The following is a 26,391-nucleotide window of genomic DNA, read 5'->3' on the forward strand; positions in this document are numbered from 1 at the left end:
AGCGTCGCGCCGGCGTTCAGGCGGATGTTCCCGAGCTCGGAGCCCATCAGGTCGAATACCCTGTAGCTGCCCGCGGCCCTCGCGAAAGCATTTGCCATGCCCGCTGCTCCGGCGGCGATTTTCGGCACAATGCCCGTGGTTCCGTTCCTGATGTCCTCGGCGCTGCCTTCGCTTTCTCCAAAGGCAATCCAGTCGAGGTTCACGTAGTCGCTTGTCACCATCACCTTGAGCACGTGCTCGCCCGTGATGAGTTCCTTGGTGGTCGTGCCCTTGAAGGTGCCGTAGGTGTCGAAATCCCCGGTGCCCGCGAGCGCGAGCGTGTCGGTAATCGGCTCGTCGTCCATGAACAGGCGCACGCCCGTGTTGTCCATGCCGCTTGCGTAGCTGAGTTCGAAGGGGAGCTTGCCACCCGCCTGCACATTCACGGTGTATTCAAGCCATTCGCCCTTCTGCGTGTAGCCCACGGCAAATCCGTCGCCGTTCTTCACGATGTCCACGCGGTCTTCGCGGTATTCGCCGCCCTGGTTCTTGGTATCCATGTCGTAGTAGGCCTTGCCGGCACCGCCCACGTCGTAGTTCTCGAAGTCGATGAAGTTGGCCGTGCCCTCGACCTTTGCGCCCACGACCGGCGCGTCGCATTTTGCCTCGGGGTCGCCGAGTTTCGCCTTGCAGAACGGTCCCTGCGGAATGGTAGTCTTGCTGTCCTCGAATTCCCAGTAGTCTGCCTCGAAATCGCCCGCGAACACGAAGAACACGTCGTGCTTGCCGAACGCACCAGTCAGCGGCACTGTCACCAGGCCATCTGCGCTAAATTCCGCCTTGCCGACGATTTCGCCATCCACCTTGTCCAGGCGCACGGTGATGCTCGACGCCTTCTTGACGCTCAGCACCGACGCCGAGAAGCTTTCCGCGCCCGCGTCGCCGAATTCCACGCCGCTAATCTTGGTGTATTTCCCTTCGGAAAGATTGGTGATAACCGTATTGCCGGCAGCACCGCTCTTGCGGACTCTCACATCTTCGCCCCAGGACATGGTTTCCGCTTCCACGCGCTTGTACGGGTCGAAATCTTCCAGTTGGGCCACGCCATTGTCCGGCCAATAGTCAATTTTTTGAATAGTGCCGTCGGCGTTATACTTCATTTCGGAAAGGCCGACAGAACGACGCTCCTTGTGCTGGTATTTCTGGCCCATCTTCTCGGACTTGTAACGCCAAAGTTCGTAATTCAGGCCGAAAACGTAGGATTTCCCCTTGAAATCGATGATACCCGGGTGGTTTCCGTTACTGCGCGAAGAATGCGGCATGATGTCGCCCTTGTAGGTCCAGGGGCCCGTAATCTTGTCGCTCATGGCATACCCGATACCTTCCGCACAGCAGGTCGATGCGAAAGTCATGTAGTAATGGTCGCCGTGCTTATAGACCCAGGGCCCTTCCTGGTAATCCTTGATCTTGGGGTAGGTGACGATGGAGCCCTGAGTACTAATCATGTCCTTGTTCAACTTGATCATGTACAAGTCGGGGTTGCCCCAGTACATGTAGGCCTGCCCGTCGTCGTCAATCCAGACGGTAGGGTCGATATCGTTCCAGTGCTCGCGCTGCCAGACCAGGGCCTTGTTCAAAGGTTCCTTGAAGGGGCCGTAAGGGTTGTCCGCCACCAAGACGGAAATGCCGTTGCCGTGAATGGGGACGTACATGAACCACTTGCCGTCGCGCTCGATGACCTGTTCCGCCCAGGCCCCGTTGGTTTTAGAGGACCACTTGATGTCGCCCAGGCTCGCTACGGCTCCGTGGCTGGTCCAGTTGACCATGTCCGTGGAAGTGTGCAACAGCCAGTCGTACATCATGAACCCGTCGGCATTGTCCTCGTCGTGGGTCGTGTACAGGTAAACCGTATCCCCATGGACATAGGGCGCCGGGTCCGCCGTATAGTTCGTCGTGATTACAATTTTCTGAGCGAAACCCGTACAAGCCAAGGCCAATACGGAAGAAACGAATAAGATATATTTCATCTTAATCTCCAAACATCGTTAAAACACCGAGAATAAAGATATATCGCGAAAAGCCCCGCGGAATACCACGGGGTTAACTTATCATTGACATTTTTACAAAGGTGGGGGAGGAATCTAGTCGATAAGGAAATCCCCGACATCGGGGATATCCAGGAAGATATTGTCTAGGCAGATGTTGAATTTGGTGGATTCATTCTTTTCGTATTGGACGACGCCCGTGTACTGCTCGCCATTGGCATCATATTTATAGCGTGTCGTAAAGTTCCCTGCGTTTTCATCTTTGCAGAACTCGCTGTTCAGCACGGAGGCGCTTTCGTATGTGCCTACGCAGGTATCGCCCTTGGCAATAATCTCGATAGTAGCCAGACGGCGGCTTTCGGAGAAATTCTCGTATTTCTTGACATTCACGACGACCGTTATGGAGTCATCGAGGGTGAAGGTTTCGCCTGTTGCGCTCTGTTCCTTCAGCTTGATCCTTTTCAGATCCTTCCTCTTTTCGCTTTGCGAGTAGAAAATGCTGCCAATCTGGGGACTGTAAATGGAACCTTCTTCCAGGTATTCAAGGAGCTTGTTCCTGAACAATGTCTCGGTGTAGTTCAGCTCCAGAACGCGGCTTTTGCGCGTGTAGGCTAGAGAGTTTCCCGAAAACTTCAATTCGTACTTGTAGCCATTTACATAAAAGCCATCTTCGGTTTCCTGGTCACAATAGATGCTTTGAACGATGCTGCTGTACTGGCAAGCCATACTTTTCCATGTGCCGTCGAGCTTGCCGGATTTTCCGCCGACGTACATGCGTCCGGTCGTCGCAAATTCCGGCTCGAGGGAAGAGTCTTCATCGGAATCTCTCTCCATTCTAAAGATGACCAGCGTGTCGCCCAGGAATTCGTATTTGACGGAGTCGATGGAGGGAGCCTTTTCGACCGATTTCCATTCGTATTTTCCGTTTTCCTGAACGCAGTCCTTGTCGTTCTCGTCGATTACTTCGAGCTTGATAACTTGTGATTTTTTATTGACCGTGATGTCGTAGGTAATTTCGATGTTGTCCAGATCAATTTCGGTGTCTTCGCCATTGCGACCGTTATTGGCGCTAGAACTGGAACCGTCATCACCGCAGGCTACAAAAAACATGCCTGCGAACAGCAGGCTGGCGCAAATGTATTTTTTTAAAGCGCACATGGGGGAGGGGCTCATTTCCCGGAAGAGACGATGACCTTTGCGGTCTTCAAGATTTTGTTCTTGAGCTTGTAGCCCTTCTGGAACACGGTGACCACGTGGCCTTCGGGCACGGTCTCGCTGGGCTGCTGCATCAGGGCTTCGTGCATGTTCGGGTCGAATTCCGCACCGGTCGGGTCGATTTGCTCGAGGCCCGCGTCGGTAAGAATCTTCGCGAACTGGTTGTAGATCATCTGCATTCCCTTCTCGAAGGCTTCCAAATCCTGGGCCTTGTTTTCGCTGGCGAAGGCGCGCTCGAAGTTGTCCTGGACTTCGGAGAGTTTTTCCAGGAGCTTGCCGTTCGCCGTCTCGATGAGTTCGAGCTGTTCCTTGGCGGTACGACGGCGGTAGTTGTCGAATTCGGCCATCAGGCGCAAGTTGCGGTCGTTTGCATCGGCCAGGGCGGCCTTGAGGGCTGCGGTCGGGTCTTCGGCAGCGGGTTCCGCGGGCTTTTCAGCAGATTCGGTTGATGCTTCTTTTTGGATTGCTTCGTCGCCTTGCTTCTCGCAATGACGTTCTGCGGCATCAGCCTTGTTGGCCTCGGCCTCCATCTTCATTGCGTCTTCGGCGGCCTTGAGCACATCTGCTTCGAATTTTGCCTTTTCTTCTGCGGTCGGTTCCTGCTGATTCAAATCTTCTGCCATTTCAATACATTCCTGTTTAATCGTCCACCGGGATTATTGCCCACGGGACATCTGTTTTACATTTTTCGTGCCAAAGATAGCAAAAATTATGCCAATTTAAAGCGGGGAAAAACCGTTTCATAATAAAACAAAAAACATAGCACGCGAATAATGATTTTTCGCGCAATTGGATTATTTGTCAATGCGAATTGCTCACAAACACGGCTCAGGTCGCGTTTTTCTTTTTATTTTCGGATTGTTGTTTATTATGGGGTGATCTATGAATTCACGCAAGCTTTGGTTTGCGGCATTTGCCGCATCCTTTTCCGTAGTTTCGGCTTCGGCAGCCACGCTCCCGACCGCGACAGAAATCTTCAACAAGATGGGCTTCGGCATCAACATCGGCAACACTATGGAGGTTCCGGGCAACCCGACAGCCTGGGGCAACAAATTCCCGTCGGAGGCCTACATCGATTCGGTGAAGGCGGCGGGCTTCAGCACCATCCGCATCCCGTGCGCATGGGATAGCCACGCGAAGGACGGCGTCATCAGTCAGAGCTGGATGGATTCCGTGCAGGTCGTGGTGGACCGCTGCATGCGCGCTGGCCTCATCACCATCCTCAACATCCACTGGGACGGCGGCTGGCTCGAAGAAAATCTCAAGGACGACAAGAAGTCCGAGGTGAACGCGAAGCAGAAGGCCTACTGGACGCAGATTGCCACGCATTTCAAGAACTACAACGAGCGGTTGCTCTTCGCGAGTGCGAACGAACCTGCGACAACCGACGATAATTACCGACACGAAACCGAGATCCTCGCGACGTACCACCAGACATTCGTGGACGCGGTGCGCGCGACGGGCGGCAACAACGCGAGCCGTACTCTAATTATCCAGGGGCCATCCACGAGCATCGACCGCTCGGTGGAAGTTTACCAGGTGAGCAAGCTCCCGAAGGACAACATCGAGGGCCGCCTGATGTTCGAAGTGCATTACTACGATCCGTACACGTACACGCTCCTGAACGACGTCGTGGACTGGGGCGCACAAGTTTACCCGCAGTACTATTGGGGTACGGGCGACAACCTTGCGAGCGGCAGCGGGGTAGTGCACAACTGCGGTTACAACGCCTGGGCGGGCGCGATGGGGGACCCCTGCACCAAGAGCCAGATGGACGCCTCGCTCGGCAAGATGAAGGCGAACTACGTGGAGAAGGGCGTGCCCGTGATTATCGGCGAGTTCGGCGCGAACGACCGCGTGGGCGTACTCTCCGGCAGCGACTATGACAGGCACCGCAAGGGCCGCCTTGCCTACTACGAATCGTTCATGAATTCTTGCAAGGCGAACAAGGTCGTGCCCATCGCCTGGGACACCGGCCACGAGGGCGAAAACAACATGACGATTATCCGCCGCCAGAGCGAGCCCGACGGTTCCGTGTTCGACAAGGACGTGCTCAACATCATGCGCAAGGCCTACGGGCTTGGCGATTACGTGAACAACGGCATCTCGCACGTGGACGACTTCGTGGAAGGCGGCACTCCATCATCGAGCTCCAGCGTCGCTTCGCCAGGTTCATCCAGCTCGGTACCTCTGTGCGACACGATGATTCCCGAATGTGGCTGGACGGGCATGCGCTCGGTGCCTTCTGCCACGGTAAAATTCTCCACAGGACTTGCCCGCGATGGAAGCATGCTCCGGGCATCTGCCAACATCCGCCTGTTCGACATGAACGGCAACCTGGTACGCAGCGCTGGCAAGAACATGAACCTGCAGGGACTGAACCGCGGGCTCTACGTGGCGAAAAGCGGCAAGGAATTCCTGAAAGTCGACATCAGGTAGGCGACACGAAAAAAAGCCCAAAAGGAGAACGGAGGTATAGAACCTCCGTTTTTTGACTAAATTTCGAATGTATAGTTTACATAATCCGCATTATCGGCAACACTAAGTAAAAGATACATATTTCAGATTTAAATTTTTTATATTGTTCTATAAAATTCAAAAGGCTTTTATGTTACCCAAGAACCCGTTAAACAGGCTTTTACTCACCATCAGTCTCGGAATTTTCCTTATAATTTCCGGTTGCGCCATGAGCAAAAAGCTGACAGCAGCCGATATTCTATCCAAGACAAAACTCGATTTTGAAAGCCTTGCTCTTGATTCCGCAACCATCAATAAGGACCTGTTCCCGCAATCGAGCGACCTTGTCAAGGGACTCCTACCAAACCCACACGTAGTGGCCCTGGTTCAGGACTTCGCCCGAGGCATTCTCGAAAAAGAAATCGGAAAGGCTCACCTGACCGTAGGACTTGTCGCCACGAATCAGGGCGAAGACACTCTATGGATCCGGAATGTGGTCGCCAACCTGGTCCTGGATTCGCTCATGGAACTCCCTGTGGGACTCCGTGACACTGTAACACTCGCCCCCGGTAAAAACAATCTCTACCTTGTCACCGATATGCCCATTGACCGTCGCATTTTCGGACTCAAGGATATACAGATTGTCCATATCGTCGGACACATTGATGTAGCGCTCAAGGCTCAGGACGAGGCGTTCACGCTCAATTTCAACATGGATCGTAAAATCAGTCCTGAAGAAAAACAGGCTCTCGCAGACAAGGCGCGGACCTCAGTACTGGACAATATCGTAAGCGACTGGGTCGATGCAATTAAATTTTAAAGGAAATCGATAATGAATCGTGAATTTGTACCCAATGATTTTGATGTAGACAATGTTAAAGAAGTCACTCGACTATTCTCGACGCTCCTCAACGAGGAAATCCTAAACAGTCCTGCAGCCCTTCGCCAGTGGATTCTAAAATGGAGCGAACTCGGATCCGTGCTAGCCGAAGTCTCCAGTCGCCGTTACGTGGCAATGACCGTGAACACCAAAGACGAGGCTGCAGCACAGGCTTACGAAAACTTCGTAAGCAATATCGACCCCATCATTAGCGAATTCGACGACAAGCTAAACAGGAAACTGATGGCACACCCAGCCAAGGATCAGCTTAAGGATGAATTCGGCGTATGGTTCCGAAGCGTTCAGGTTTCGCTAGACCTCTTCTCCCCCGACAACATTCCGCTCGAGACAGAAGAGACGATTGCCATACAGGCGTATCAGAAGATAACAGGCGGCATGAGCGTCGATTTTGACGGCGGCATCAAAACCATGCAGCAGATGAGCGCCTATCTCGAAAAGACAGACCGCGAACTTCGCGAAAAAGCTTTCCGTACCATGTGGGATCGCCGACTCCAGGACAAGGACGCTCTCGACATCTCTTTCGACAAGCTCTTCGGCATCCGCAACAAAATTGCAAAAAATGCGGGCTGCAAGAACTTCATTGACTACATATTCCTTGCAAAGCGACGCTTCGACTACTCCCCCGCCGACTGCAGGAACTTCCACGAAAGTGTGGAAAAAATTGTATTGCCACTACTCAAGGACATATACAAGAAGCGGGCCAAGAAGATGGGACTTGCGAAACTGCAACCATGGGATCTCGCAGTAGACCCATTGAACCGCGCCCCGCTAAAGCCCTACAAAAGCGGCGACGAGCTCATTGAGAAGGTGGACCAGATATTCGAGTCCATCCATCCGCAAGCGGGCAAATGGGCTCGCGAAATGCAAGCGAAAAAACTCATCGATCCGGACAGCCGCCTCGGCAAAGCTCCTGGTGGTTACCAAATCGGTTTCGACGAGAGCCGCCTTCCCTTCATCTTCATGAATTCCGCCGAGACAGACCGCGACATCTACACACTACTGCACGAATCGGGACATTCCTTCCACCAGTATGCCCTCGCTAAACAGCCTATTCTCGCCTATCGAGACGTTCCTTCGGAATTTGCCGAAGTCGCGAGCATGAGCATGGAACTCATCGGCATGTCGAACCTGAAACCTTTCTATGGCAACGACGGGGATTCTATCCGCCGCAGTGTCGAAGGGGAACTCGAGGACGTCATCTGGCTATTCCCTTGGGTCGCAAGCATCGACAGTTTCCAGCACGAACTCTACAGCCACCCGAACCATACCGCCAAGGACCGCGAAGAAATCTGGTCAAAAATCATGGACCGCTACGATGCGGGAGTTGATTACTCCGGTTTCGAAGCTGTACGCCGAAACCTATGGCAGAAACAGCTGCATCTGTTCGAATGCCCTTTCTATTACATCGAGTACGGGATTGCACAACTCGGAGCACTCCAGGTATGGGCAAATTTCAAGAAGGCCCCGAAAAAGGCCATCGACGACCTATTTTACGCCGAAAGCCTGGGCGACAGTCGACCGCTACCCGAACTTTTTGCGGCTGCGAATATCAAGTTCGACTTCACAGCGAAGACAATCGAACCACTCATGCAGGTCGTCTGGGATGAACTGAACTAGACGAAAGACGAAAGAAATATCTTTTTTTCGCAAATTTTTGCAAAAAATGGACAAAATCAGTTGACAGCGCCCAAATAATAACCTATATTTGGCGCACATCCTGGAGGGATGGCCGAGTGGTTGAAGGCGCACGCTTGGAAAGCGTGTTTACCTCACGGTAACGAGGGTTCGAATCCCTCTCCCTCTTCTAAAACATTTTCAGAGGTACCTAGATGGCTGAAGATCAGAGAGTCTATCTTGACGACATTTATGCTAGCGAACAATGTCAAGGCTCCGTTTTCCGCGCAGTGGTCATGATGGCCCACGAAGCTCGCTTCATCAACAAGCAGGCCACTCAAGGCTACATCCAGCTGACCAAGAAGCCCACTACTATCGCCATGTACAAGTTCAAGGAAGGCAAGCTCACCCTTATCGAAAAGAAGGATGAAAGCGAAACCTCAGAAGAAGTTGTCGACACACCGGAAATGACGAATGCCAATGCAGCTGCAGTTTCTGCCGCCGCAGATGACGCATTTGGTGCATAATTTTTTTGAAAATGAATAAAAAAGCGACCTTTCGGCCGCTTTTTTCGTTTTATATCAATTTACGTGGAAAGGTCCTTGACGACCATGATTCCGCTACGTTCCGTCTTCGGATACTGACGCATTCCTTCGCCACCCTTACCCTTGTCAAGCACTTCCAGAAGTTCTCCCTTGACGGAATAAAGATGAAGTTCCCAAGGATCGTTGGGGGCATTGAAATAACCGGAATTTTTCTGCACGTTACGCTGGAACGTACGATTGAGTCGATCCGCCACACTGCGGGCCTGCACCAGCGAAACATCGGCAAGCGACCAAGATATAGGAAGGCCACCCATGTCGTAAATCAGTAGGGCGTCCATGTCGGTATCCTCCTTCATGGTAAACTTCCAGCTGAAATTCTGCCAACTCGTGCTAAGATCCAGGATACGACCGTTCGCATAGGGAGTATACTTTTCGGCATCCTTCTTGATGTTCACATTCAAGGTACGCGGCTTATCGGCCTTGGCGCGCATACTGAAGATATAGGTGACCCCGTTCCTCAGTCCAAGACGCTGCTTGAACTGCAAATTCCAGGATTCCCTGCCCGCATTCTTGATATCAAAACGGACTATTCCGTCCTTGACATTCACTTCGGCCTTACCGCCCCAGAAATCCACGGACCAGTTTTCCAGCGGGTCCACGGCAGAGAAATCTCCGTTCTGGATAAGGTTGGTTCCCATGACCTGGGAGCCCGTATCAAAATTCTTTTCCTGGATGAATGTCGGAATGACGCTCGTGTTCTGGATACCATTCGGATTATCAATGCAGACTTCCTTACCCCAGCCGACAAGCGTATTATACGAGCTGTGGAGGGTCATGTCCATTTCGGGACTGTCAAAGTTGCCTGGGCCGAAACTCCAGGCAAGCCAACCGATATTCAAGCGCTCCGCTTCAGACATAATCAGCTTGTACGGAATCGCCTTCACCCCACCGACAGCTACGGGAGCGAACTCACCGACGACTAACGGAAGTTTTCTCTTCACAGATTCCTCGAGAACTCCCTTGACGCGAGCTTCCACCGTCGGGTAGCCCGTCTTTTTCGCATCATGCAAATCGGAAGGCCACCACATGTGGATAGAGAAGAGAAGGTTATGCTCGGGATCAGACTGCAAAAGACGTGGACCGACATCAAGTAGGTTCCTTTCGCTCTGTCCCCAGTTATCGGCATCAATCATCAGAGGCACGCGAATTCCTGCGGCACGCATCCTGGTGACAATGGCATTGTATGCGGAAAAGAAATCGTCAGGCGGCATTTCCGTATCGCCAGGCTCGTTGCCCACATTCAAAATCAGGTACTGCTGATGATTTGAAATCATCTGCAAAGTTTCTTCGCGAAGCCAAAATTCAAGGGCATCGGGAAGCCTTTCCCATTTGCCGGTCGTATCGTGAATTTCCGGAATAGGAATCATTCCGTTCATGATGCACTGGCTAATTATGTTGTCAAGATCGCTGACCCGACCACGCGTATTCCAGACTATGCGCACGCAGTTCGCGCCAGTCTTTGCTATTTCGGGAATGGTCTTGCCTTCACGGTCCGTCCAGATAAACATGTGGTTGATACCGCGTAAGACAACTTTCTCATTATCCTTGCTATACAGAAAACGGTCTTGTACAAAGAATCCAGGTTTGACCGTACTCATATTCATATCACCAAATCTCCATATTTTACATAGAAAAAATACAATTATTTGTCCCGTTAGGAACAATATTTTTTGAAAACATGGAAAAATTGGTTGGATATTTTACAACACCTTGAGTAACTTTAACATTCCGTTCGGGCAAGTGTTTCCAATAGCGCACCGGTAAATTCTGCCGAAGCAGTTTCGGATTCTCGCGTTCCTTGATAGAAATTGATTCGTAATATTCTTGCCAAAGACGAACAAACGCATCAGGCTTAGTATTCGCCCGAACTCGCTCCATATCCGGAATGTGAATTTCCATAGAGGCATGGCCGTCGTAATAGACTCCGTAATGACGCCTCGAATCGTAGATGGCCCATCGCTCATTTGCAAAACGCCCCCTAAAATGGCCAATCTGGAGCGGCAAAATGTCATATTTCGGCTCTATTTCAGCAAAATAAACACCATCGGAAGTCTTGTCGAAACGGATAAGGCCGAGCATGCCTCCGGCCTCGCGACGCACCGAACGCGCAATCGTGTACAACGGAAGCATCTCGTTCGATGCGGGATTGCGGCCATAATTAGGGTCCTGCGCATCAAACAACTTGCGAAGGTAAGCGAGCATGAGCATCTCGACACCCTCCTCCTCGCTGCGGAACACGATATCGAGCAAGTCGAGAATTTCGCTGCTTGCATATTTAACAATGGCCCGCTTGAGCCGCAGAGCCGATTCCTCAGTCGTCTCGATGCGGAACGGCTGCAAAAAAAAGTCACAAGGAGCATCAATACGGTCAGGACGAATTTCACCGACATCGAGATGCTGACGGTATATTTCAAAAACGACACTCAGGAAACCATCAAAAGTCGAATCATATGATATACAAAGAGACATGATACATAACCTTGTTCATAATTTAAAGAGACATTATGCAGATACGGGAAGCGCAATTGATTGTGGAGACGAGAATAGATCCAGCTGAAGCGATTTAGGCTTCGGCAAAAGCAAAGGTCGCACCATTTCGGGATAGAGCTTGCGCAAACATGCAGGAGTATCGGGATGGTATATAAAGTACTGAGCTCGCTTCAGGACTACCCCCATCTTTTTCAGGTGTTCAAGCCGAATCTTGCTGAAGCGCCTCCCCGAAGCAATCAGCTGGGCCGAGCGAACGCCAATTCCCGGAACACGAAGCAACATCTCGTAGTCGGCCGTCTGGATGTCAATCGGGAAAAAATCCGGATGCCGCAAGGCCCAGGATACCTTCGGATCCAGGTCGAGATCGAGATTCGGATGATTCTTGTCAACTATCTCGTCATAGCCGAACTTGTAAAAGCGCATAAGCCAATCCGCCTGGTAAAGCCTATGTTCACGCACAAGCGGCGGTTCTGTCGTCAGGGCCGGCAAGCGTTTGTCGGCATTCAGGGGAATGTACCCTGAGAAATAGACGCGCTTCATTTGTTGCTGCTTGTAGAACCCATTCGAAAGTGTGAGAATCTGCAAATCGGACTCCCCCGACGCCCCCACGATCATCTGGGTACTTTGACCGGCAGGCAAGAAACGAGGTGAGTAGCGGGAGCGATCCGTACGATATTCAATCTTGCGTTCGGCCAAGAAATTCATGGGCCTGAAAATGGATGCGTGATTCTTTTCGGGAGCAAGATACTGCAGAGCCCGGTCACTAGGAATTTCGATATTCACGCTACTACGGTCTGCATAAAGCCCCGCCTGGTACAGCAAATCGCTAGACGCCCCGGGAATGGCCTTCAAGTGAATGTAGCCACCAAATCGATGAACCGTGCGAAGAGTCCTTGCAACCTGAACAAGCATTTCCATAGTCTTATCCGGAGAACCGACGACTGCGGAACTCAGGAATAGGCCCTCGATGTAGTTTCGACGGTAGAATTCTAGCGTAAGGTCTATAAGTTCCTTGGGTGTGAATGTCGCACGCGGAATATCGTTGCTGCGCCGATTGACGCAATAGGCGCAATCATACTTGCATGCATTGCTGAACAGGACCTTGAGCAGTGAAATGCAACGACCATCGGCAGACCAAGTGTGACAAATGCCTGCACTACAGGCGCTACCAAGCCCCCCCTTGGGGGATTTTCGATTCGATCCGCTCGATGAACAGGAAACGTCGTATTTGGCTGCATCAGCCAAGATATTCAGTTTTTCACGCATGTCCATAATTGCCCTTTTGGTTAGTTGCACTTTTGTACACTATAAATATAATACTAACTGCACAAAAAGGCAATACTCATGCACAAAAAAACTCCGGGTTTTACCCGGAGTTCCCTAGTCAATCTATATAAGGACTAAAGTTCGAACTTGACAGACTTAGCGTCAGAAATGTCAGCTTCGATGCCATTTTCATTGACAGGAAGAACAATGAAGGTTATCGTCTTGACCGTAGACTCAAAGTCAGTCACGTCGATCATGTACTGCGTATAGGATCCGCCGACATAAGTCAAGCGAGTGTAATCGGCATCCACGTTCGTCATGTAATAGATATTGTAACGGTAAACATCACCCTTCGGAGCTTTCCAGCTAAGGACTGCGTAGTCAGGATCATCTTCGTCCAATTCAATGGCAAGATTGGTTACATTCTTGGGAGCAGCAGAAGAACCGGAGCCACCAATCACGAATGTTCCGTTAACAACACGAGTTGCACCATCCTTGGCATAGACGGTACCCGACACAGTGTAGGCAGAACCGCTATTCCACTTCTTAGAATACGGAGCAATCGAAACCGTCTTTTTGTCCTTGCTGAGGGACGGAGTCGTGAGCACGAGTTCACCCGAGCTATTGGTGACGCGCCAGACTGTATTAGACACGGAATCAGCGAGGAGTTCGGCAGAGAACTTAAATTCGAGACTTGTCGTTGAATCAATATTCTTCAGGTTATCGGAAATCTTGACCAATTCAGAAGCATTCTTGGTCAGATTGATATGCGTCACATTGACGACATCACCAGCCCTGTAGCCAACGCCACCAATTTCCTTGACATCGTCAGCACCGGTATAAATCTTGGAATCAATTTCCATTTGACCGACATAAAGGGTTATGGAAACGCCTTCCGGAAGGTCTTCAAAAACGTATTCACCGTTCTTGTCGGTCTTCGTAGAAATTTCAGATGGATAGAAACGAGCCGGAAGCACGGCATAAACGACAGCTTCCTTGACTGCATTCAAGTTACCCTTGTCGTCGGTATAGAGCACGACGCCCTTTGCCGAGACACCAGTCTTATACATGGCCACAGAGACAATTTCGTCACCTACGCGAGCGACATTGCCCTGGCCCTGTTCTTCAAGGGCAACATTCGTAAGGATAGTGGCATAACCATCCTTGGAAATTTTGAAGGCGTGATCGCCAAGAACGCAATCATCCCACACGGAAAGCCCCAGGTCATCCGATGTTTCGGTGTCATCATCTACGACAGAGTAGACCTTGGCACCCGAAAGGGCTTCGCCAGAATGGTTGTCGACAATACGCAGGGTAATCGTCGCATCAGCCTTGGCTTCATCATTGATGTTGGTTACTGTGTTATCGCAGGCGACCAGAAAAGTACCTGCAGCAACTAGAGATAGAAAACGCGAAGAACGCATGAATCCTCCTAAAAGGTTTTTCCCAAATATAGTTTATATTCACATTTCCGTAAAGTAATTATATCTTTTTTTTCAAAAATAAAATCCTCAGTTATTATCCGAAGACAACAGCGCAGGTACGAACTCAACCAAGGTTAGCTTCTTCGGTCTCCCGTGAGCAACAAAGCCCTCGGGTGTTAACCGAGGGCGGTTGACGCCTACGGCGTCCGCGGCTTCACTCGGTCATGAAATTATGCAGGCATAATTTCGCGACTCTCGTTTTGCACGCTTTTGCGAGAGTGAGCACTCTGGGTACGTACTTAGCCGAGCTTAGCCGGTTCGGTCTTATTAGGTGTGAGCAAAAAACGACCGGTATTAACCGGTCGTGTTTGCGAGAGAATTGGCTCCAGAGTAAGGATTCTGGAGAATTTAGCCAATTCGGTCTACGTATGTGCGTCGACCCATTCGGCGTTCTTCTTGCAAGCCTCGACGGACTTTTCGAAGGCGGCCTTTTCTTCGTCGCTCATCTTGACTTCGAGAATCTTCTCGACACCGTTTGCACCGACCACGACCGGCACGCCGCAGTAGAGGCCCTTCACGCCGTATTCGCCGTTCAGCTTGGCAGCGCAAGAGAACACGCTCTTCTTGTCGAGGAGGTAGGCTTCGGCCATGTGGATGGCAGAAGTAGCCGGGCTGTAGAAGGCAGAGCCGCGGCCGAGGAGGTTCACGATTTCGCCACCGGCACCGGCGGTACGCTTGGCGAGTTCGGCAAACTTTTCCTTGCTCATGAGCTGAGAAACCGGGATACCGCCAACAGACACGCATTCCATGATGGAAACCATCGTGTCGCCGTGGCCGCCCATCACGAGGGCCTTCACGTCTTCGACAGACACGCCCAGTTCGTCGGCCACAAAGCAAGCGAGACGGGCAGAGTCAAGCACGCCAGCCATACCGATGACCTTGTTGGCCGGGAGACCGGACTGCTTCTGCATGTTGTAGACCATGGCGTCCAGCGGGTTGGTGATCACGATGACGAATGCATCCGGAGCGTTTTCCTTGATGGCTTCGGCAACGGTCTTGATCACGCCGCAGTTCTTGTCCAGGAGGTCGTCACGGCTCATGCCCGGCATACGCGGGAAACCAGCAGTCACGATCACAACGTCTGCGCCCTTGATGGCGGAGTAGTCGGTAGAACCCTGAAGATCCACGGAGGAGTTGATGACGGAACGGCCTTCCATAATGTCGAGAGCCTTGCCCTTGGGCATGCCCTGAGTCTGCGGAATATCGATAAGAACCACGTCGCCAAGATTCTTCTGGGCGAGCACGAGAGCCATTGTACCACCGATCTGACCAGCACCAACAAGTGCAATCTTCTTTCTAGCCATGATTTAACCTTCCTTTTAAGGTAATTAGATTTTTACGCATCAAATATAGCACTTTTTCGTGTTTCAGACAATGAAAAAACGCCCCAAAAAGCCGAAAAACGGAAAAAATAAGCTACACTACTTCCCTTTTAACAACCAACCGCGGTAGTAAGTCAACGAAGAAAACCTGTATTTGGGTGGCAAAGGCTCCTTTTTCAAACCCTCTATAAAATCATCAATATACTTTTGAAATTTTTCCACAATAAATATATAGCGCTTCAAGAGTCCTATTGACATATCATAATTATGATATTATATTATCATAATAAAGGAGGCTATCATGCCGAATATCCGTCCAATTTCAGACTTGCGCAACAACTTCACGAGCGTCGCGGAAACCGTACACAAGTACGACGAGCCCATGTATTTGACCAAGAATGGCGTGGGCGACATGGTCGTGATGTCCATCGAATGCTACGAAAAGCAGATGGCCCAGCTGGAACTTTATTCAAAACTTGCCGAAGCCATTTCCGAAGTGGAACGCGGTGCGGAATGCGCCGATGCCGAAAAATTCTTGAAGGATTTAATGAATGGCTAAAAAGTACGAAGTCGTTATCACGCCTTCGGCACAAAGGGACTTGACCGAAATCAAATCTTATTTTACGAACGTTCTCAAGACTTCATCAAATTCAATCTTCGAGAAGTATCTTGAACAGGTCAGGCTGTTGAAAGCGCATCCGTTCACTTATCCCGTCCACCAGGATCCGCTGCTGAAACTCGTCGGCTACAGGGTCATTCCCATTGACAACTACCTGATGTTTTACATGGTCAGGGGCAATGTCGTTCAAATCCATCGATTCCTTTACGCCAAACGGAACTACCTACAGTTACTAGGCATGGACACGTGATATCTTTGTCCGCCTGCTCAAAACAAGTCGAGCGAGCTGTCGAGGTAGATTTCTTCGCGGACCTTGAGCTGGAATTCGGGTTTGGTCATGTAATAGAGCAGAAATTCCAGGATGACGGCGCTGCCGAGGCTGCGGCCTTCGATTTTAAAGTGGCGGAATCCTTGCTGGGCGTACACGTTTTGAATGTCATTGATTCCGATAAAGCCGGGGTTTTTCATGGCGTCAGAGAAGCGGTAGCCGCGATCCGCATTCGGCGAGGCGCATACATGATCTTCTTGAGTTTCGCCGAGGTTTTTCTGGCTCACATTCTCGTAGCAATTTTTCCGGTCGGGGCACCCGAACCAGCAGCATTCATTGCATAGGAATTCGACTTTTTGCTTTTGCGCAGCCGATAGTGCGTTGAGTTTGGCGAATTGCTTGTTGAACCTGAAATCCGGCACCACGTAACTAAATTCGTCGCGCTTCAGTTCACCCTCGAATTGGGCGAAATCTGTCAGCACCTTCGTCGTGGACGACACGAAATAGAATCCCGGATACTTCACCTTGATGTAATCAAGCAACAAATCTGAATGGACGATAACGCCGCTCGGGGCCGACCCATTTTTCTCGAACAGGGCGCACAAGGCGTTGCATTTCTTGTCGGCAAGATGTTCTTCCTTGAGCAAGGAATTGCTGAAGGTCAGGCGCGCCGAAATGCCGTATTCCTTGGTGAGTGCGGCAACGGCCTCGGGTTCTGCATCGCCAAATCCGACGCGGCCACCACCCCAAAGGCAATCGCTGGGCGCACCATAAATGGAACCGATTTCACACCACTCGTAAAAGTATTCCCGATGCTCGTGGAACAGCGGCAAGAACGCCTTATACAAGTCGTAAAATTCGAACAGGCCGGGAAGGTGGTAGAAAACGCTCATCACATCAAATATACCTATTTCTATTTCGCCCGCCTACTCTATTTTAACTATATTACAATCATCTCCGAAATCTGAAATTCGAATTCTGAATTATCCTATGCGCACTTTAGTTCTTTCTGATATTCACGGTTCTGCTTACGCCTGCGAAAAGGCACTTTCTTACCTTGGCAAGTTCGGTTGCGAACGGATCTTTTTGCTCGGAGACCTTCTTTATCACGGGCCACGCAACCCGCTCCCCGGCGGACATGACCCGCAAGGCGTCATCAGACTGCTGAACGCGCAAAAAGGAATCATCACGGCCATCCGCGGCAACTGCGACGCCGAAGTGGACCAGATGATGCTTGAATTTCCCTGCATGGGCGATTTCGCCGAAATCGAAGAAAATGGACTGCGCCTGTTTTTAAGCCACGGTCACCTTTACGACCCGTACCTGTTCAGCCACTACAAGGCCGACGTCTATTTTTCGGGCCACACGCACATCTTTACTGCCGAAAAAAACGCCGACGGAGTCTACTGCCTGAACCCGGGCTCCACGAGCCTACCCAAGGGCGGAAACCCGCCGACCTTCGGAATTTACGAAACCTTCGGCGAAGGCTCCACCACTCCCCCGCGATTCAGCGTACACCACCTGGAAACCGGTAAGGAACTGGCTGCCGTAGAGATTAAGCCACCACAAAAGTTCGTGTAAATCCGGCTACAGCGCTTCGACTTCTGCCGCAGTAAGCCCAGAAACAGCCACGATTTTCTCCGTAGGATCGCCCATGGCCTTAAGTGCACGAGCAATTTCAATACTACGTTCATCACGACCTTCGGCAAGACCTGCAGCACGACCTTCGGCAAGACCTGCAGCACGGCCTTCTTCCTGAGCGCGAATCTTGGCTCCAGCTAGCACTATCCGGTAATCTTCCTTAAGCGACATGTCTTTCTCCTGATCCGATAGAAGTTCGTCGTCCGCCTTATCCACTCGGATTCGCTCCAAGGCTTCTTCAACAGCTTCGCTTCCGAAATTAGGAAGTTGATAGAACTTTCCCCTGAACGATTCAGGAATAGGCTTATTGCGAATTACTTTGCGATTCTTATCCATATAGTGTTCCTTTTGAAAAAAAAACATCCAAATTCTTTTGGATGTCTCGGAACACTATTGGAAACCGCAGCGAGAATATAGAATAAGCCTAATTTCCGGCAAGGGAGAGTTTGTAAAAGAAATGTAAAAACTAAGCGAAATCCCAAAAAACTGTCACGCTTAGCAATAGACTGGTTAAAGCCGAGGGTGCAAGTAGGAGGTTTCCTCCCCCATCCTAACTATTTCTTCAATGCCGAGAGGAATTCCTTGAGGCGGGCATCTTTCGGATTATCGAAGATTTCTTCGGGGGAGCCGTCTTCCTTGACGTAGCCGTCGGCAAAGAACAACACGCGGTTGGCGACTTCGCGTGCAAAGCTCATTTCGTGCGTCACCACGACCATCGTCATGCCTGATTTAGCCAAGTCCTTCATTATCTTGAGGACTTCGCCGACCATTTCGGGGTCCAGGGCACTGGTGGGTTCGTCGAACAGGATTACCTCGGGCTGCATGGCCATGGCGCGGGCAATCGCCACACGCTGCTGTTGGCCGCCGGAGAGCTGCGCCGGATAATGATCTGCCCTATCCAAGAGACCGATACGGTCCAAGAGTTCCTTCGCACGTTTTTCCGCCTCGGCCTTAGTCATGAGCCCCAATTTCATCGGAGCGAACATGATGTTCTTGAGGGCAGTCATGTTCTTGAACAAGTTAAACTGCTGGAACACCATGCCCACGCGCTTGCGAACATCAGGCTTCGAAAAGCCCTTCACCAAGATGCTCTTGCCGTCCAACAAAATGTCGCCGCTCGTCGGAGTTTCAAGCAGGTTCAACTGGCGGAGGAAAGTGGACTTGCCGCAGCCCGAAGGCCCGATAACCGCAATCACGTCGCCGCGATGAATGTCAAGCGAAATTCCCTTGAGAATCTGCTTGTCGCCGTAAGATTTGCAAAGGTCCTTGACCTGGATTAAAGTTTCTGCATTAGCGTTCATTTTTCTTCAACCTCTTTTCAAGCTTTGCAACACAGGCCGAAAGCCCGGCAACAATGACAAAGTAAATGGCTGCCACGGCAAGGAGCGGGAGCATCGCCTCGTAGGTCATGCTGCGGATAATGTCTCCACCGCGGGTCAAATCCATCAGGCCGATGTAGCCGCAAATGGACGTTTCCTTGATGAGCGTGATAAATTCGTTCGTGAGCGCAGGAAGCGAGTTCTTGAACGCCTGCGGGTAAACGATGCTGTAAAGAATCGTGCGGAACTTGAGTCCGAGACTGCGCCCCGCCTCGACCTGTCCCGGGTCTACGCCCTTGATGCCGCTACGGATAATTTCAGAAACGTACGCCCCCGAATTCACACCGAATGCGACAATCGCTACCAAAATCTTATTCACATTCACCGAAGCGAAAACGATGTAGTAAATGATGAGCAACTGGATCATCATCGGCGTTCCGCGAATCACGGCGAGGTAGACTTTAGCAAGTACATTCAGCACCTTGTAGCGACCGTTGAATTCGTTGCCGGTGCGAATCTGCGCCACGACAAAACCAATCAGAATGCCGAGCAGCGCCGCAAAGAGCGAAATAACGAGCGTGTTACGGAGGCCCAGAGCAATAAACTTCCAGCGTGAATCCTTCACGAAATTCTTGCGGAAATGGTCAGCAAAGCTTTCGTCGTTTTCCACCGCCTCGTCGCCGCGGACAATCACGACAATCTTCGAGAGCGTATACGGGGTCGTGAAGTTGATGGACTTCTTGCGTTCTTCGGTCACGGTAAAGCCTGCAAAGCCGACATCCGCCTTGCCCGAAGAAACCGCATTGATTATCGCGTCAAATTCGATGTCCTGGATTTCGACGGTACGGTTCAGGTAGTCGGCAATGTAGTTCACGATTTCGATATCGAGGCCGACAATTTTTGCATTTTCGTAGTATTCATACGGCGGGAACTGGGCATTGGTCGAAAGCACGAGTTTCGGGCCTTCGGTCACCTTCTTTTGATAATGGTAGTTGCCGGTGCGGTAGATGTAGGTGTTAAAGAGAGAATCGTAGACGCCGTCCTGTTTCATGGCGGCAAGCGCCTGGTTCACGGAATCGAGCAAAGCCTCTTTGCCCTTCGCGACAACCCCCGCGTACATTTCTTCGACAAAGACTTCGTCCAGAATGCGAAGCGACGGATTTTCTCGCACGAACGCCTTGGCGGGCTGATCGTCACTCAAGACCGCGTCGATTTTCCCCTGCTTGAGCGCCTGGATGGCATCGGCAAGTTTCGTGTAACGGTCCACATCGATTTTTGCCGTATCGCCGCCGAAATCGGACGCGTAAATATCGGCGGTGTTGCCGATTTGCACGCCCACCTTCTTGTGGCCGAGATCGTTAATGCTGTGGACTTTGTTGGGGATTATCGCCTGTTTACTTTCGCAAGAAACCAGGGCGAGCGCATAAAACGCGATAAGGATTGGGAGGAGGATTTTTCGCATCATTTTCACCTTGGATTCTAATTTAGAAAAACATCGCCACCCCGCAACGCCCCGGCCTGCCGTTTACTATCTTTTGCTTATGCATTACACTCCTTATCGCGATTTGCTACTGAAAATTTTCCCGAATTACCTGAAGGTGCGCAAGCTCCCGCTGAACGGCGGCATGAGTTGTCCGAACCTGGACGGCACCAAGAGTTTTTCGGGTTGCAGCTATTGCAACAACAGGAGTTTCAGTCCAGTATTTGACCAGGCGAAGGTTTCGATTCAGGAGCAGCTCGACAAGTTCGTGCCGAGACTCCGCGAAAAATACCCGAACGCAGGTATTTTGGCCTACTTGCAGCCGTACACGAACACGCACGCCCCGCTCGAACACCTGAAGGGAATCATCGACCCGATTATCAAGCATAAAGAAATTGCAGGCCTCGCTATAGGTACGCGCCCGGACTGTCTCGAAGACGAAAAGGTCGCTTACCTAGCTGAACTCAACCGCAAAAAGCCGATTATCGTAGAAATCGGCCTGCAGACCGCAAACGATTTGACACTCGCCGCCATCAACCGCAGGCATACCCTCGCCGAATTCGAAGACGCCGTCAAGCGCTGTCAGGCGGCGGGTCTCACCATCACGACGCACGTGATCGTGGGACTGCCCGGCGAAACCATGGAAGATTTCAAGCATACCGCCCAGGTTGTTCGCGACTTGAAACTCGCCGCGGTCAAGATCCACCCACTGCACATTGTGGCGGGCACCGTCATGGCGCAGGATTACGCCAACGGCGAAATCAAGCTCCTGACTTTTGAGGAATACTGCGAAGCGGTCGCCGAGATGATCAAGATTATCGGCTTTGAAACCGCTATCGAACGCTTTAGCGGCGAAAGCCCGAGCGACATGCTCATCGCCCCCGACTGGTGCGGCGAAAGGGACAAAATTATCGCGACTGTGGAAGGAATTTTAAGTAGGCTGTAGACAGTTGGAAGTAGGACGCCATTATGAAACGAATTGAAGACTATATTATTTCTGTTCCAGATTTTCCGAAGCCAGGAATTCTTTTCCGCGACATCACGGGAATTTTGGGCGATGCCGATGGACTCAAACTGACACTCGACACACTCTACAAGTCCCTAGAGAAATATGAATTCGATGTAGTGGCGGGTTTAGAAGCCCGCGGATTTTTATTCGGAGTCTCTGTCGCAGAACATTTCCACAAGCCTTTCGTGCCTGTACGCAAGAAAGGCAAGCTCCCCCGCAAAACCGTCGAAATTTCTTACGATCTGGAATACGGGCAGGCCACCATGGAAATCCACAAGGACGCCATTCAACCCGGACAGCGTGTAGCCATCATCGACGACTTGCTCGCAACAGGAGGGACCGCGAAGGCTGCCGCTCAGCTTATAGAAAATGTCGGCGGGCAAGTGGCCTGCTGCACCTTCGTCATTGAACTCTTTGACCTAAATGGGCGCGAAACGCTCAAAAAATACCAGGTAGAATCCCTAACATCATTTCAGGGACACTAAAAAATGAAAAAAAATCTCTATCTATGCTTCTTTTCAGCCTTGATACTACTAGCCTGCGCCGACGACAGCAGTAGCGCAAAAACCGATTCTGCGGAAAAAAATGATTCCGCAACCGACACTCCCCATATCATTCTGGATACCGACATTGGGTCTTCTACCGACGACCTGTTCGCCATGCAAAACCTATACGACTGTCATAAAGAAAAAAATTGTAAGCTTTTGGGAATTGTCGTGGACCGCATGGGAGAAAACAACGCCATCATCGCCGATGTCATGAACACCTATTTCGGACTTGGCGAAATTCCAATCGGACTAGAACGCAATGGAGTCAAGGATCCGAAAGTCTGGATTGACTATGCAGAACTCCCGGCCGACACCAATGCAGATGGGACTCTCATGTTCGAACGCAGCGTCGACGACTACTCAAAGATTCTTGACAGCTATAAGCTATACCGCAAGTTGCTTGCTGATGAACCGGACCATTCCGTGACTATCGTTTCAATCGGATTTGTAACTTCGCTGGCCAACCTGCTCAATTCAAAGGCCGACGAGTATTCAGACTTGCCGGGTGTAGATCTAGTGAAGGCAAAAGTTAAAAATCTTTACATTATGGGAGGTGTTTTTGGCGATGCTGAAGAATCCGACTACAATTTCAGGCAAGCGATAGATTTCAGCCTTGATTTTTTCAACCTTTGGCCTAATGATGTTCCCCGCATTTTCTCTCCGGGCGAAGTTGGCGACGGCATTGAGTACACTCCAGAACAAATTTTCAATGACATCTCATGGACAGACGCCCATCCGATTAAGCAAGTCTACTTGAACAATGATTGCCGTACGGGCCAAAAAATGTGGGATGTCATGCCCGTATTGAACGCCATTTATGGGGATTCTCTGTTCAATATTTCCGATAGGGGCCGCGTTACTTTTAACAAAGATGGCATAACCACGTTCACCAAGGATCCCAAAGGTAACGATCGTTATCAAATCAAGGGCGACAAACAGTGGAACGCCGACATGTTGCAGCGCATTAGAGACATCAACCTGAAACATTAGGCTAAATCAACACCCAAACTCCCCGGTGAAAATACTAAACAGGCTTTCAGGATTCTAAAAAGAAGGTATACATGAAGGAGAAAAACAAGACTATTGCTCGCTGGAAGAATCGGGAACTACGAAAGGAAGGAATGATTCTTGAAAAATTTTTCAAGCTATCCGAAAACAACACGAACATCCATACCGAATTTCTAGCGGGACTCATTACATTCATGACCATGGCCTACATCCTGGCCGTGAACCCGGAAATTCTGTCCGCATCAGGAATGCCCAAAGGCGGTGTTTTCATCGCAACCGTGATCGCAGCCGCCATCGGCTCGGCCATGATGGGATTCTTTTCAAACTATCCCTTCGCGCTTGCCCCGGGTCTTGGTATCAATGCCTTCTTTAGTTACACCGTTGTCAACAGCATGGGCTACAGCTGGCAATTCGCCCTTTGGGCTGTCTTTATCGAAGGCATCATTTTCTTGTTGCTCAATGCAGCTTCAATACGAGAAAAAATATTCAACAGCATTCCCCTTTCGCTTAAGGCAGCCGTTGCGGTGGGCATAGGCCTACTCATCGCCTTCATTGCATTGCAGGGCGGAAAGATTATCGTCGCAAACAATAACACTATCGTGGGTCTCATCAACTTTCACGATGTCGACATGCACACCAGCGGAATTTGGGCCCTTCTCACCCTGCTCGGCATCATCATCACATCGGCCTTTGTCATCAAGGACATTCGAGGAGCCATTCTTCTTGGAATTTTTGCGACCTGGCTGCTCGGCATTGTCACCGAATTTGTTGGAATCTACGTTCCGAATCCCGAAGCCGGATTCCATTCCGCGATTCCGCAGTTCGGTGATTACCTGGACAGTCTTGGACACGCCTTCCGCGAATTCGGAATCACCTGCGGTGCACTTTTCAATCCGGAATCCTGGACTCATACCCGCGACGGCGCCATCATTGGACAGGGCGTCTCGCTCATCAAGTCACTCGACTTCATCGTCGTAATATTCGCATTCCTGTTTGTAGACATTTTTGATACCCTAGGTACATTGATAGGAGTTTCTGTCAAGGGAGGCTTCCTGACCGAAGACGGCAAGCTTCCCAACCTTTCCAAGGCGCTCTATGCAGACGCTATCGCCACCACCACAGGAGCCATTTGCGGAACCTCGACCACGACCACCTACGTAGAAAGCGCAGCCGGTGTCGCCTACGGCGGAAAGACTGGCCTCACCGCCGTCTCGGTCGCTCTATTCTTCTTGCTTTCGCTCCTTTTTGCCCCCGTATTTATGGCGATTCCGGGCTTTGCAACAGCCCCCGCGCTCATCATGGTCGCCTACTTCATGATGACCTCCATCGCTAAAATTGACTGGACAAACCCGAGAGAATCGATTCCCGCCTTTATCTGCATGATTGCCATGCCGCTCTCCTATTCCATTTCGGACGGCATCATGTTCGGCGTTATTTCTTACACCTTGATAAACGCTCTCACCGGCAAGATCAAGGATGTCCATTGGGTCATGATTGTGCTCACCGCGATATTCTTGCTCAAGTACGCTTTGATGTAGGACTAATTCGGAGTTCGGAATTTTGTTTTCCGAATTACTAGCAAAATTTTAAATATCTATATTTGGGCAGAAAAATTTTTGAGGACTTGAATTATGGCAAAGACAACCGCAAAGAAAACTGAAAACAAAGCTAAGAAGGGCACCCAAACCAACATGTGGACCGGCCGTTTTGCTAGCGGCATGGCACAGAGCATGGTGGACCTGAGCTTTAGCTTGCAGTTTGACGCTGAACTCATCGAAGAAGACATCGAAGGCAGCATTGGCCACGGCAAGGGCCTGGTGGAATCCGGCGTGTTAAGCAAGGTCGACTACAAGAAAATTTGCGATGGTCTGGCCAGCATCCTCAAGGATTACAAGGCCGGCAAGAACCTTTGGCAGGAATCTGACGAAGACATCCACATGGCCGTAGAACGCGTACTCACCGAACGCATCGGCGCCCTCGGCAAGAAGATCCACACGGGCCGCAGCCGTAACGACCAGGTTTGCACCGACTTCAAGCTTTACATGCGTCACCGCGCTGCCGAAATCCGCGCCCTCGAAGTTTCTTTAATGGAAACGGTCCTCGACCTCGCCAAGAAATATTTCGGCAAGATGATGCCGGGCTACACGCACCTGCAGCAGGCACAGCCCATCTACTTCAGCCATTACCTGATGAGCATGTTCTTTGCCGTAAGCCGCGACGTGAAGCGCCTTGACAACTTTTTGGAACTGCACAGCGAACTTCCGCTGGGTAGCGGCGCCATGGCCGGTTCCGCATTCCCCTATCACCGTGCCCTCGTCGCAAAGGAACTCGGATTCAACGGCGTGAGCCCGAACAGCATCGACGCGGTAAGCCACCGCGACATGATGCTGGAATTCGAAGCCGACCTCGCCATTATCGCGAACACCATGAGCCGCTACGCCGAAGACTTTGTGAACTGGAGCACCAGCGAATTCGGCTACCTCACCTTGCACGACGCCTTCTCCAGCGGGTCCTCGATGATGCCGCAGAAGAAGAACCCGGATTCCATGGAACTCATCCGCGGAAAGTCCGGCCGCATGCTCGGTAACTTCAGCGCCCTCTACACTCTGGTGAAGGGAGCTCCGCTCAGCTACAGCCGCGACCTGCAAGAAGACAAGGAACCGGTTTTCGACTCCGTCCATAACGTGAAGGTGATTCTCCGCGTGATGAAAGAGGCTTTGGAAAGCGCACGTTTCAACTTCGACAAGATGCACGCGAAGATGCTGCCGGCGCTGCTGGCTACCGACCTCGCCGATCTTCTCGTCGAATCCGGCGTGCCGTTCCGCGATGCCCACCACGTGGTCGGTAGCCTGGTCGGCGAAGCCGCCCGCCAAGGCCTCGAATTCACGGACCTCTCTGATGAGGCCTGGGCAAGCGCCGGCGTCCCGAACGTGAGTCAGATGAAGAAGACGCTCACCTTCGAATACAGCGTAAGCCGCCGTAACATCGAAGGCGGCACGGGTCCCAAGTCCGTGAAGCAGCAGTTCGTAAAGGCCGAAGCGATTCTGAAGAGGTTCAAGAAGTAATTTCTAGACAAGTGAAATTCAAAAACCGGATTCCTATGGGACCCGGTTTTTCATTT

General features: G+C 51.1%; 24 protein-coding genes and 1 tRNA gene. 13 read left to right on the forward strand and 12 right to left on the reverse strand.

Translation table 11 applies throughout. The features are described from left to right. The 3 genes from Q0628_RS10670 to grpE form a co-directional block, all read right to left on the reverse strand. The coding region (locus Q0628_RS10670; RefSeq protein ID WP_298770875.1) for a family 43 glycosylhydrolase at positions 1 to 2,006 on the reverse strand (2,006 nt) is incomplete at its 3' end. A 114-nt stretch (positions 2,007 to 2,120) separates the two neighbouring features. Next, positions 2,121 to 3,182, reverse strand: a complete 1,062-nt coding sequence (locus Q0628_RS10675) for a hypothetical protein (protein WP_298770876.1) — start codon at positions 3,180 to 3,182, stop codon at positions 2,121 to 2,123. Positions 3,183 to 3,193: 11 nt separating this feature from the next. Then, positions 3,194 to 3,862, reverse strand: a complete 669-nt coding sequence (gene grpE, locus Q0628_RS10680; protein ID WP_298770877.1) for a nucleotide exchange factor GrpE — start codon at positions 3,860 to 3,862, stop codon at positions 3,194 to 3,196. Positions 3,863 to 4,121: 259 nt separating this feature from the next. Here grpE and Q0628_RS10685 point away from each other — a divergent pair, with 259 nt between their 5' ends. The 5 genes from Q0628_RS10685 (at position 4,122) to Q0628_RS10705 (ending at position 8,738) form a co-directional block, all read left to right on the forward strand. Then, on the forward strand, positions 4,122 to 5,678 hold the full coding sequence (locus Q0628_RS10685) for a glycoside hydrolase family 5 protein (protein ID WP_298770878.1): 1,557 nt from the start codon (positions 4,122 to 4,124) through the stop codon (positions 5,676 to 5,678). A 169-nt stretch (positions 5,679 to 5,847) separates the two neighbouring features. After that, on the forward strand, positions 5,848 to 6,516 hold the full coding sequence (locus Q0628_RS10690; RefSeq protein ID WP_298770879.1) for a hypothetical protein: 669 nt from the start codon (positions 5,848 to 5,850) through the stop codon (positions 6,514 to 6,516). Between the two features lie 12 nt (positions 6,517 to 6,528). Beyond that, positions 6,529 to 8,214, forward strand: a complete 1,686-nt coding sequence (locus Q0628_RS10695; RefSeq protein WP_298770880.1) for a M3 family oligoendopeptidase — start codon at positions 6,529 to 6,531, stop codon at positions 8,212 to 8,214. 102 nt (positions 8,215 to 8,316) lie between these two features. Then, positions 8,317 to 8,401: transfer RNA gene (locus Q0628_RS10700), tRNA-Ser, on the forward strand. Positions 8,402 to 8,426: 25 nt separating this feature from the next. Then, on the forward strand, positions 8,427 to 8,738 hold the full coding sequence (locus Q0628_RS10705) for a hypothetical protein (RefSeq protein ID WP_298770881.1): 312 nt from the start codon (positions 8,427 to 8,429) through the stop codon (positions 8,736 to 8,738). Positions 8,739 to 8,797: 59 nt separating this feature from the next. Here Q0628_RS10705 and Q0628_RS10710 read toward each other — a convergent pair whose 3' ends face one another. The 5 genes from Q0628_RS10710 to mdh all read right to left on the reverse strand — a co-directional run bounded on the left by Q0628_RS10710 (position 8,798) and on the right by mdh (position 15,360). Then, entirely contained in the window at positions 8,798 to 10,420 is a 1,623-nt protein-coding gene (locus tag Q0628_RS10710) for a cellulase family glycosylhydrolase (protein WP_298770882.1), read from the reverse strand. 19 nt (positions 10,421 to 10,439) lie between these two features. After that, positions 10,440 to 11,285, reverse strand: coding sequence for a TIGR03915 family putative DNA repair protein (locus tag Q0628_RS10715; protein ID WP_298770884.1), 846 nt, complete (start codon positions 11,283 to 11,285; stop codon positions 10,440 to 10,442). 33 nt (positions 11,286 to 11,318) lie between these two features. Continuing rightward, positions 11,319 to 12,578, reverse strand: a complete 1,260-nt coding sequence (locus tag Q0628_RS10720; protein ID WP_298770885.1) for a putative DNA modification/repair radical SAM protein — start codon at positions 12,576 to 12,578, stop codon at positions 11,319 to 11,321. A gap of 128 nt (positions 12,579 to 12,706) precedes the next feature. Continuing rightward, positions 12,707 to 13,996 (reverse strand): hypothetical protein, encoded by a 1,290-nt coding sequence (locus tag Q0628_RS10725; RefSeq protein ID WP_298770886.1) that lies wholly within the window; start codon positions 13,994 to 13,996, stop codon positions 12,707 to 12,709. A 422-nt stretch (positions 13,997 to 14,418) separates the two neighbouring features. Then, entirely contained in the window at positions 14,419 to 15,360 is a 942-nt protein-coding gene (gene mdh / locus Q0628_RS10730) for a malate dehydrogenase (RefSeq protein ID WP_072978496.1), read from the reverse strand. A gap of 319 nt (positions 15,361 to 15,679) precedes the next feature. On the opposite strand from mdh, the gene Q0628_RS10735 reads away from it, so the two are divergent. Together Q0628_RS10735 and Q0628_RS10740 are read left to right on the forward strand one after the other, a co-directional pair. After that, complete coding sequence (locus Q0628_RS10735; protein ID WP_014545032.1) at positions 15,680 to 15,937, forward strand: type II toxin-antitoxin system Phd/YefM family antitoxin; 258 nt, start codon at positions 15,680 to 15,682, stop codon at positions 15,935 to 15,937. Continuing rightward, positions 15,930 to 16,247: a type II toxin-antitoxin system RelE/ParE family toxin gene (locus Q0628_RS10740; protein WP_298770887.1), complete on the forward strand. Its 318-nt coding sequence runs from the start codon at positions 15,930 to 15,932 to the stop codon at positions 16,245 to 16,247. Before Q0628_RS10735 ends, Q0628_RS10740 begins: the two co-directional genes overlap by 8 nt. Positions 16,248 to 16,264: 17 nt before the next feature. Here Q0628_RS10740 and Q0628_RS10745 read toward each other — a convergent pair whose 3' ends face one another. After that, complete coding sequence (locus Q0628_RS10745; protein ID WP_298770888.1) at positions 16,265 to 17,158, reverse strand: hypothetical protein; 894 nt, start codon at positions 17,156 to 17,158, stop codon at positions 16,265 to 16,267. Positions 17,159 to 17,255: 97 nt separating this feature from the next. Here Q0628_RS10745 and yfcE point away from each other — a divergent pair, with 97 nt between their 5' ends. After that, positions 17,256 to 17,846 (forward strand): phosphodiesterase, encoded by a 591-nt coding sequence (gene yfcE / locus Q0628_RS10750; RefSeq protein ID WP_298770889.1) that lies wholly within the window; start codon positions 17,256 to 17,258, stop codon positions 17,844 to 17,846. A 6-nt stretch (positions 17,847 to 17,852) separates the two neighbouring features. Here yfcE and Q0628_RS10755 read toward each other — a convergent pair whose 3' ends face one another. From Q0628_RS10755 to Q0628_RS10765, 3 genes are all read right to left on the reverse strand, one after another. Further along, positions 17,853 to 18,242 (reverse strand): hypothetical protein, encoded by a 390-nt coding sequence (locus Q0628_RS10755; protein WP_298770890.1) that lies wholly within the window; start codon positions 18,240 to 18,242, stop codon positions 17,853 to 17,855. 218 nt (positions 18,243 to 18,460) lie between these two features. Further along, positions 18,461 to 19,207 (reverse strand): amino acid ABC transporter ATP-binding protein, encoded by a 747-nt coding sequence (locus Q0628_RS10760; RefSeq protein WP_298770891.1) that lies wholly within the window; start codon positions 19,205 to 19,207, stop codon positions 18,461 to 18,463. Next, positions 19,197 to 20,690: an ABC transporter substrate-binding protein/permease gene (locus Q0628_RS10765; protein ID WP_366979155.1), complete on the reverse strand. Its 1,494-nt coding sequence runs from the start codon at positions 20,688 to 20,690 to the stop codon at positions 19,197 to 19,199. The genes Q0628_RS10760 and Q0628_RS10765 overlap by 11 nt, the downstream gene beginning before the upstream one ends. Before the next feature lie 76 nt (positions 20,691 to 20,766). On the opposite strand from Q0628_RS10765, the gene Q0628_RS10770 reads away from it, so the two are divergent. The 5 genes from Q0628_RS10770 to argH all read left to right on the forward strand — a co-directional run bounded on the left by Q0628_RS10770 (position 20,767) and on the right by argH (position 26,335). After that, a complete protein-coding gene (locus Q0628_RS10770; RefSeq protein ID WP_298770893.1) occupies positions 20,767 to 21,651 on the forward strand; it encodes a TIGR01212 family radical SAM protein in 885 nt (294 codons plus the stop codon). 23 nt (positions 21,652 to 21,674) lie between these two features. Then, positions 21,675 to 22,199, forward strand: coding sequence for an adenine phosphoribosyltransferase (locus Q0628_RS10775; RefSeq protein ID WP_298770894.1), 525 nt, complete (start codon positions 21,675 to 21,677; stop codon positions 22,197 to 22,199). Positions 22,200 to 22,202: 3 nt separating this feature from the next. Then, a complete protein-coding gene (locus tag Q0628_RS10780) occupies positions 22,203 to 23,252 on the forward strand; it encodes a nucleoside hydrolase (RefSeq protein ID WP_298770895.1) in 1,050 nt (349 codons plus the stop codon). Positions 23,253 to 23,323: 71 nt separating this feature from the next. Continuing rightward, positions 23,324 to 24,808 (forward strand): NCS2 family permease, encoded by a 1,485-nt coding sequence (locus Q0628_RS10785; RefSeq protein ID WP_298770896.1) that lies wholly within the window; start codon positions 23,324 to 23,326, stop codon positions 24,806 to 24,808. A gap of 93 nt (positions 24,809 to 24,901) precedes the next feature. Then, complete coding sequence (gene argH, locus Q0628_RS10790) at positions 24,902 to 26,335, forward strand: argininosuccinate lyase (protein WP_298770897.1); 1,434 nt, start codon at positions 24,902 to 24,904, stop codon at positions 26,333 to 26,335. The last annotated feature ends 56 nt before the right edge of the window (positions 26,336 to 26,391 follow it).

The sequence above is a fragment of the uncultured Fibrobacter sp. genome (genome assembly GCF_937877005.1).
Taxonomy (GTDB): domain Bacteria; phylum Fibrobacterota; class Fibrobacteria; order Fibrobacterales; family Fibrobacteraceae; genus Fibrobacter.

Coding starts and splice junctions, on each gene's coding strand:
- Q0628_RS10740 (WP_298770887.1), top strand. CDS start 15,930: ATGGCTAAAAAGTACGAAGTCGTTATCACGCCTTCGGCACAAAGGGAC.
- Q0628_RS10745 (WP_298770888.1), bottom strand. CDS start 17,158: ATGAGCGTTTTCTACCACCTTCCCGGCCTGTTCGAATTTTACGACTTG.
- Q0628_RS10785 (WP_298770896.1), top strand. CDS start 23,324: ATGAAGGAGAAAAACAAGACTATTGCTCGCTGGAAGAATCGGGAACTA.
- yfcE (WP_298770889.1), top strand. CDS start 17,256: ATGCGCACTTTAGTTCTTTCTGATATTCACGGTTCTGCTTACGCCTGC.
- Q0628_RS10755 (WP_298770890.1), bottom strand. CDS start 18,242: ATGGATAAGAATCGCAAAGTAATTCGCAATAAGCCTATTCCTGAATCG.
- Q0628_RS10690 (WP_298770879.1), top strand. CDS start 5,848: ATGTTACCCAAGAACCCGTTAAACAGGCTTTTACTCACCATCAGTCTC.
- Q0628_RS10710 (WP_298770882.1), bottom strand. CDS start 10,420: ATGAATATGAGTACGGTCAAACCTGGATTCTTTGTACAAGACCGTTTT.
- Q0628_RS10675 (WP_298770876.1), bottom strand. CDS start 3,182: ATGTGCGCTTTAAAAAAATACATTTGCGCCAGCCTGCTGTTCGCAGGC.
- grpE (WP_298770877.1), bottom strand. CDS start 3,862: ATGGCAGAAGATTTGAATCAGCAGGAACCGACCGCAGAAGAAAAGGCA.
- Q0628_RS10685 (WP_298770878.1), top strand. CDS start 4,122: ATGAATTCACGCAAGCTTTGGTTTGCGGCATTTGCCGCATCCTTTTCC.
- Q0628_RS10760 (WP_298770891.1), bottom strand. CDS start 19,207: ATGAACGCTAATGCAGAAACTTTAATCCAGGTCAAGGACCTTTGCAAA.
- Q0628_RS10775 (WP_298770894.1), top strand. CDS start 21,675: ATGAAACGAATTGAAGACTATATTATTTCTGTTCCAGATTTTCCGAAG.
- Q0628_RS10715 (WP_298770884.1), bottom strand. CDS start 11,285: ATGTCTCTTTGTATATCATATGATTCGACTTTTGATGGTTTCCTGAGT.
- Q0628_RS10695 (WP_298770880.1), top strand. CDS start 6,529: ATGAATCGTGAATTTGTACCCAATGATTTTGATGTAGACAATGTTAAA.
- Q0628_RS10780 (WP_298770895.1), top strand. CDS start 22,203: ATGAAAAAAAATCTCTATCTATGCTTCTTTTCAGCCTTGATACTACTA.
- argH (WP_298770897.1), top strand. CDS start 24,902: ATGGCAAAGACAACCGCAAAGAAAACTGAAAACAAAGCTAAGAAGGGC.
- Q0628_RS10720 (WP_298770885.1), bottom strand. CDS start 12,578: ATGGACATGCGTGAAAAACTGAATATCTTGGCTGATGCAGCCAAATAC.
- Q0628_RS10765 (WP_366979155.1), bottom strand. CDS start 20,690: ATGATGCGAAAAATCCTCCTCCCAATCCTTATCGCGTTTTATGCGCTC.
- Q0628_RS10770 (WP_298770893.1), top strand. CDS start 20,767: ATGCATTACACTCCTTATCGCGATTTGCTACTGAAAATTTTCCCGAAT.
- Q0628_RS10705 (WP_298770881.1), top strand. CDS start 8,427: ATGGCTGAAGATCAGAGAGTCTATCTTGACGACATTTATGCTAGCGAA.
- mdh (WP_072978496.1), bottom strand. CDS start 15,360: ATGGCTAGAAAGAAGATTGCACTTGTTGGTGCTGGTCAGATCGGTGGT.
- Q0628_RS10725 (WP_298770886.1), bottom strand. CDS start 13,996: ATGCGTTCTTCGCGTTTTCTATCTCTAGTTGCTGCAGGTACTTTTCTG.
- Q0628_RS10735 (WP_014545032.1), top strand. CDS start 15,680: ATGCCGAATATCCGTCCAATTTCAGACTTGCGCAACAACTTCACGAGC.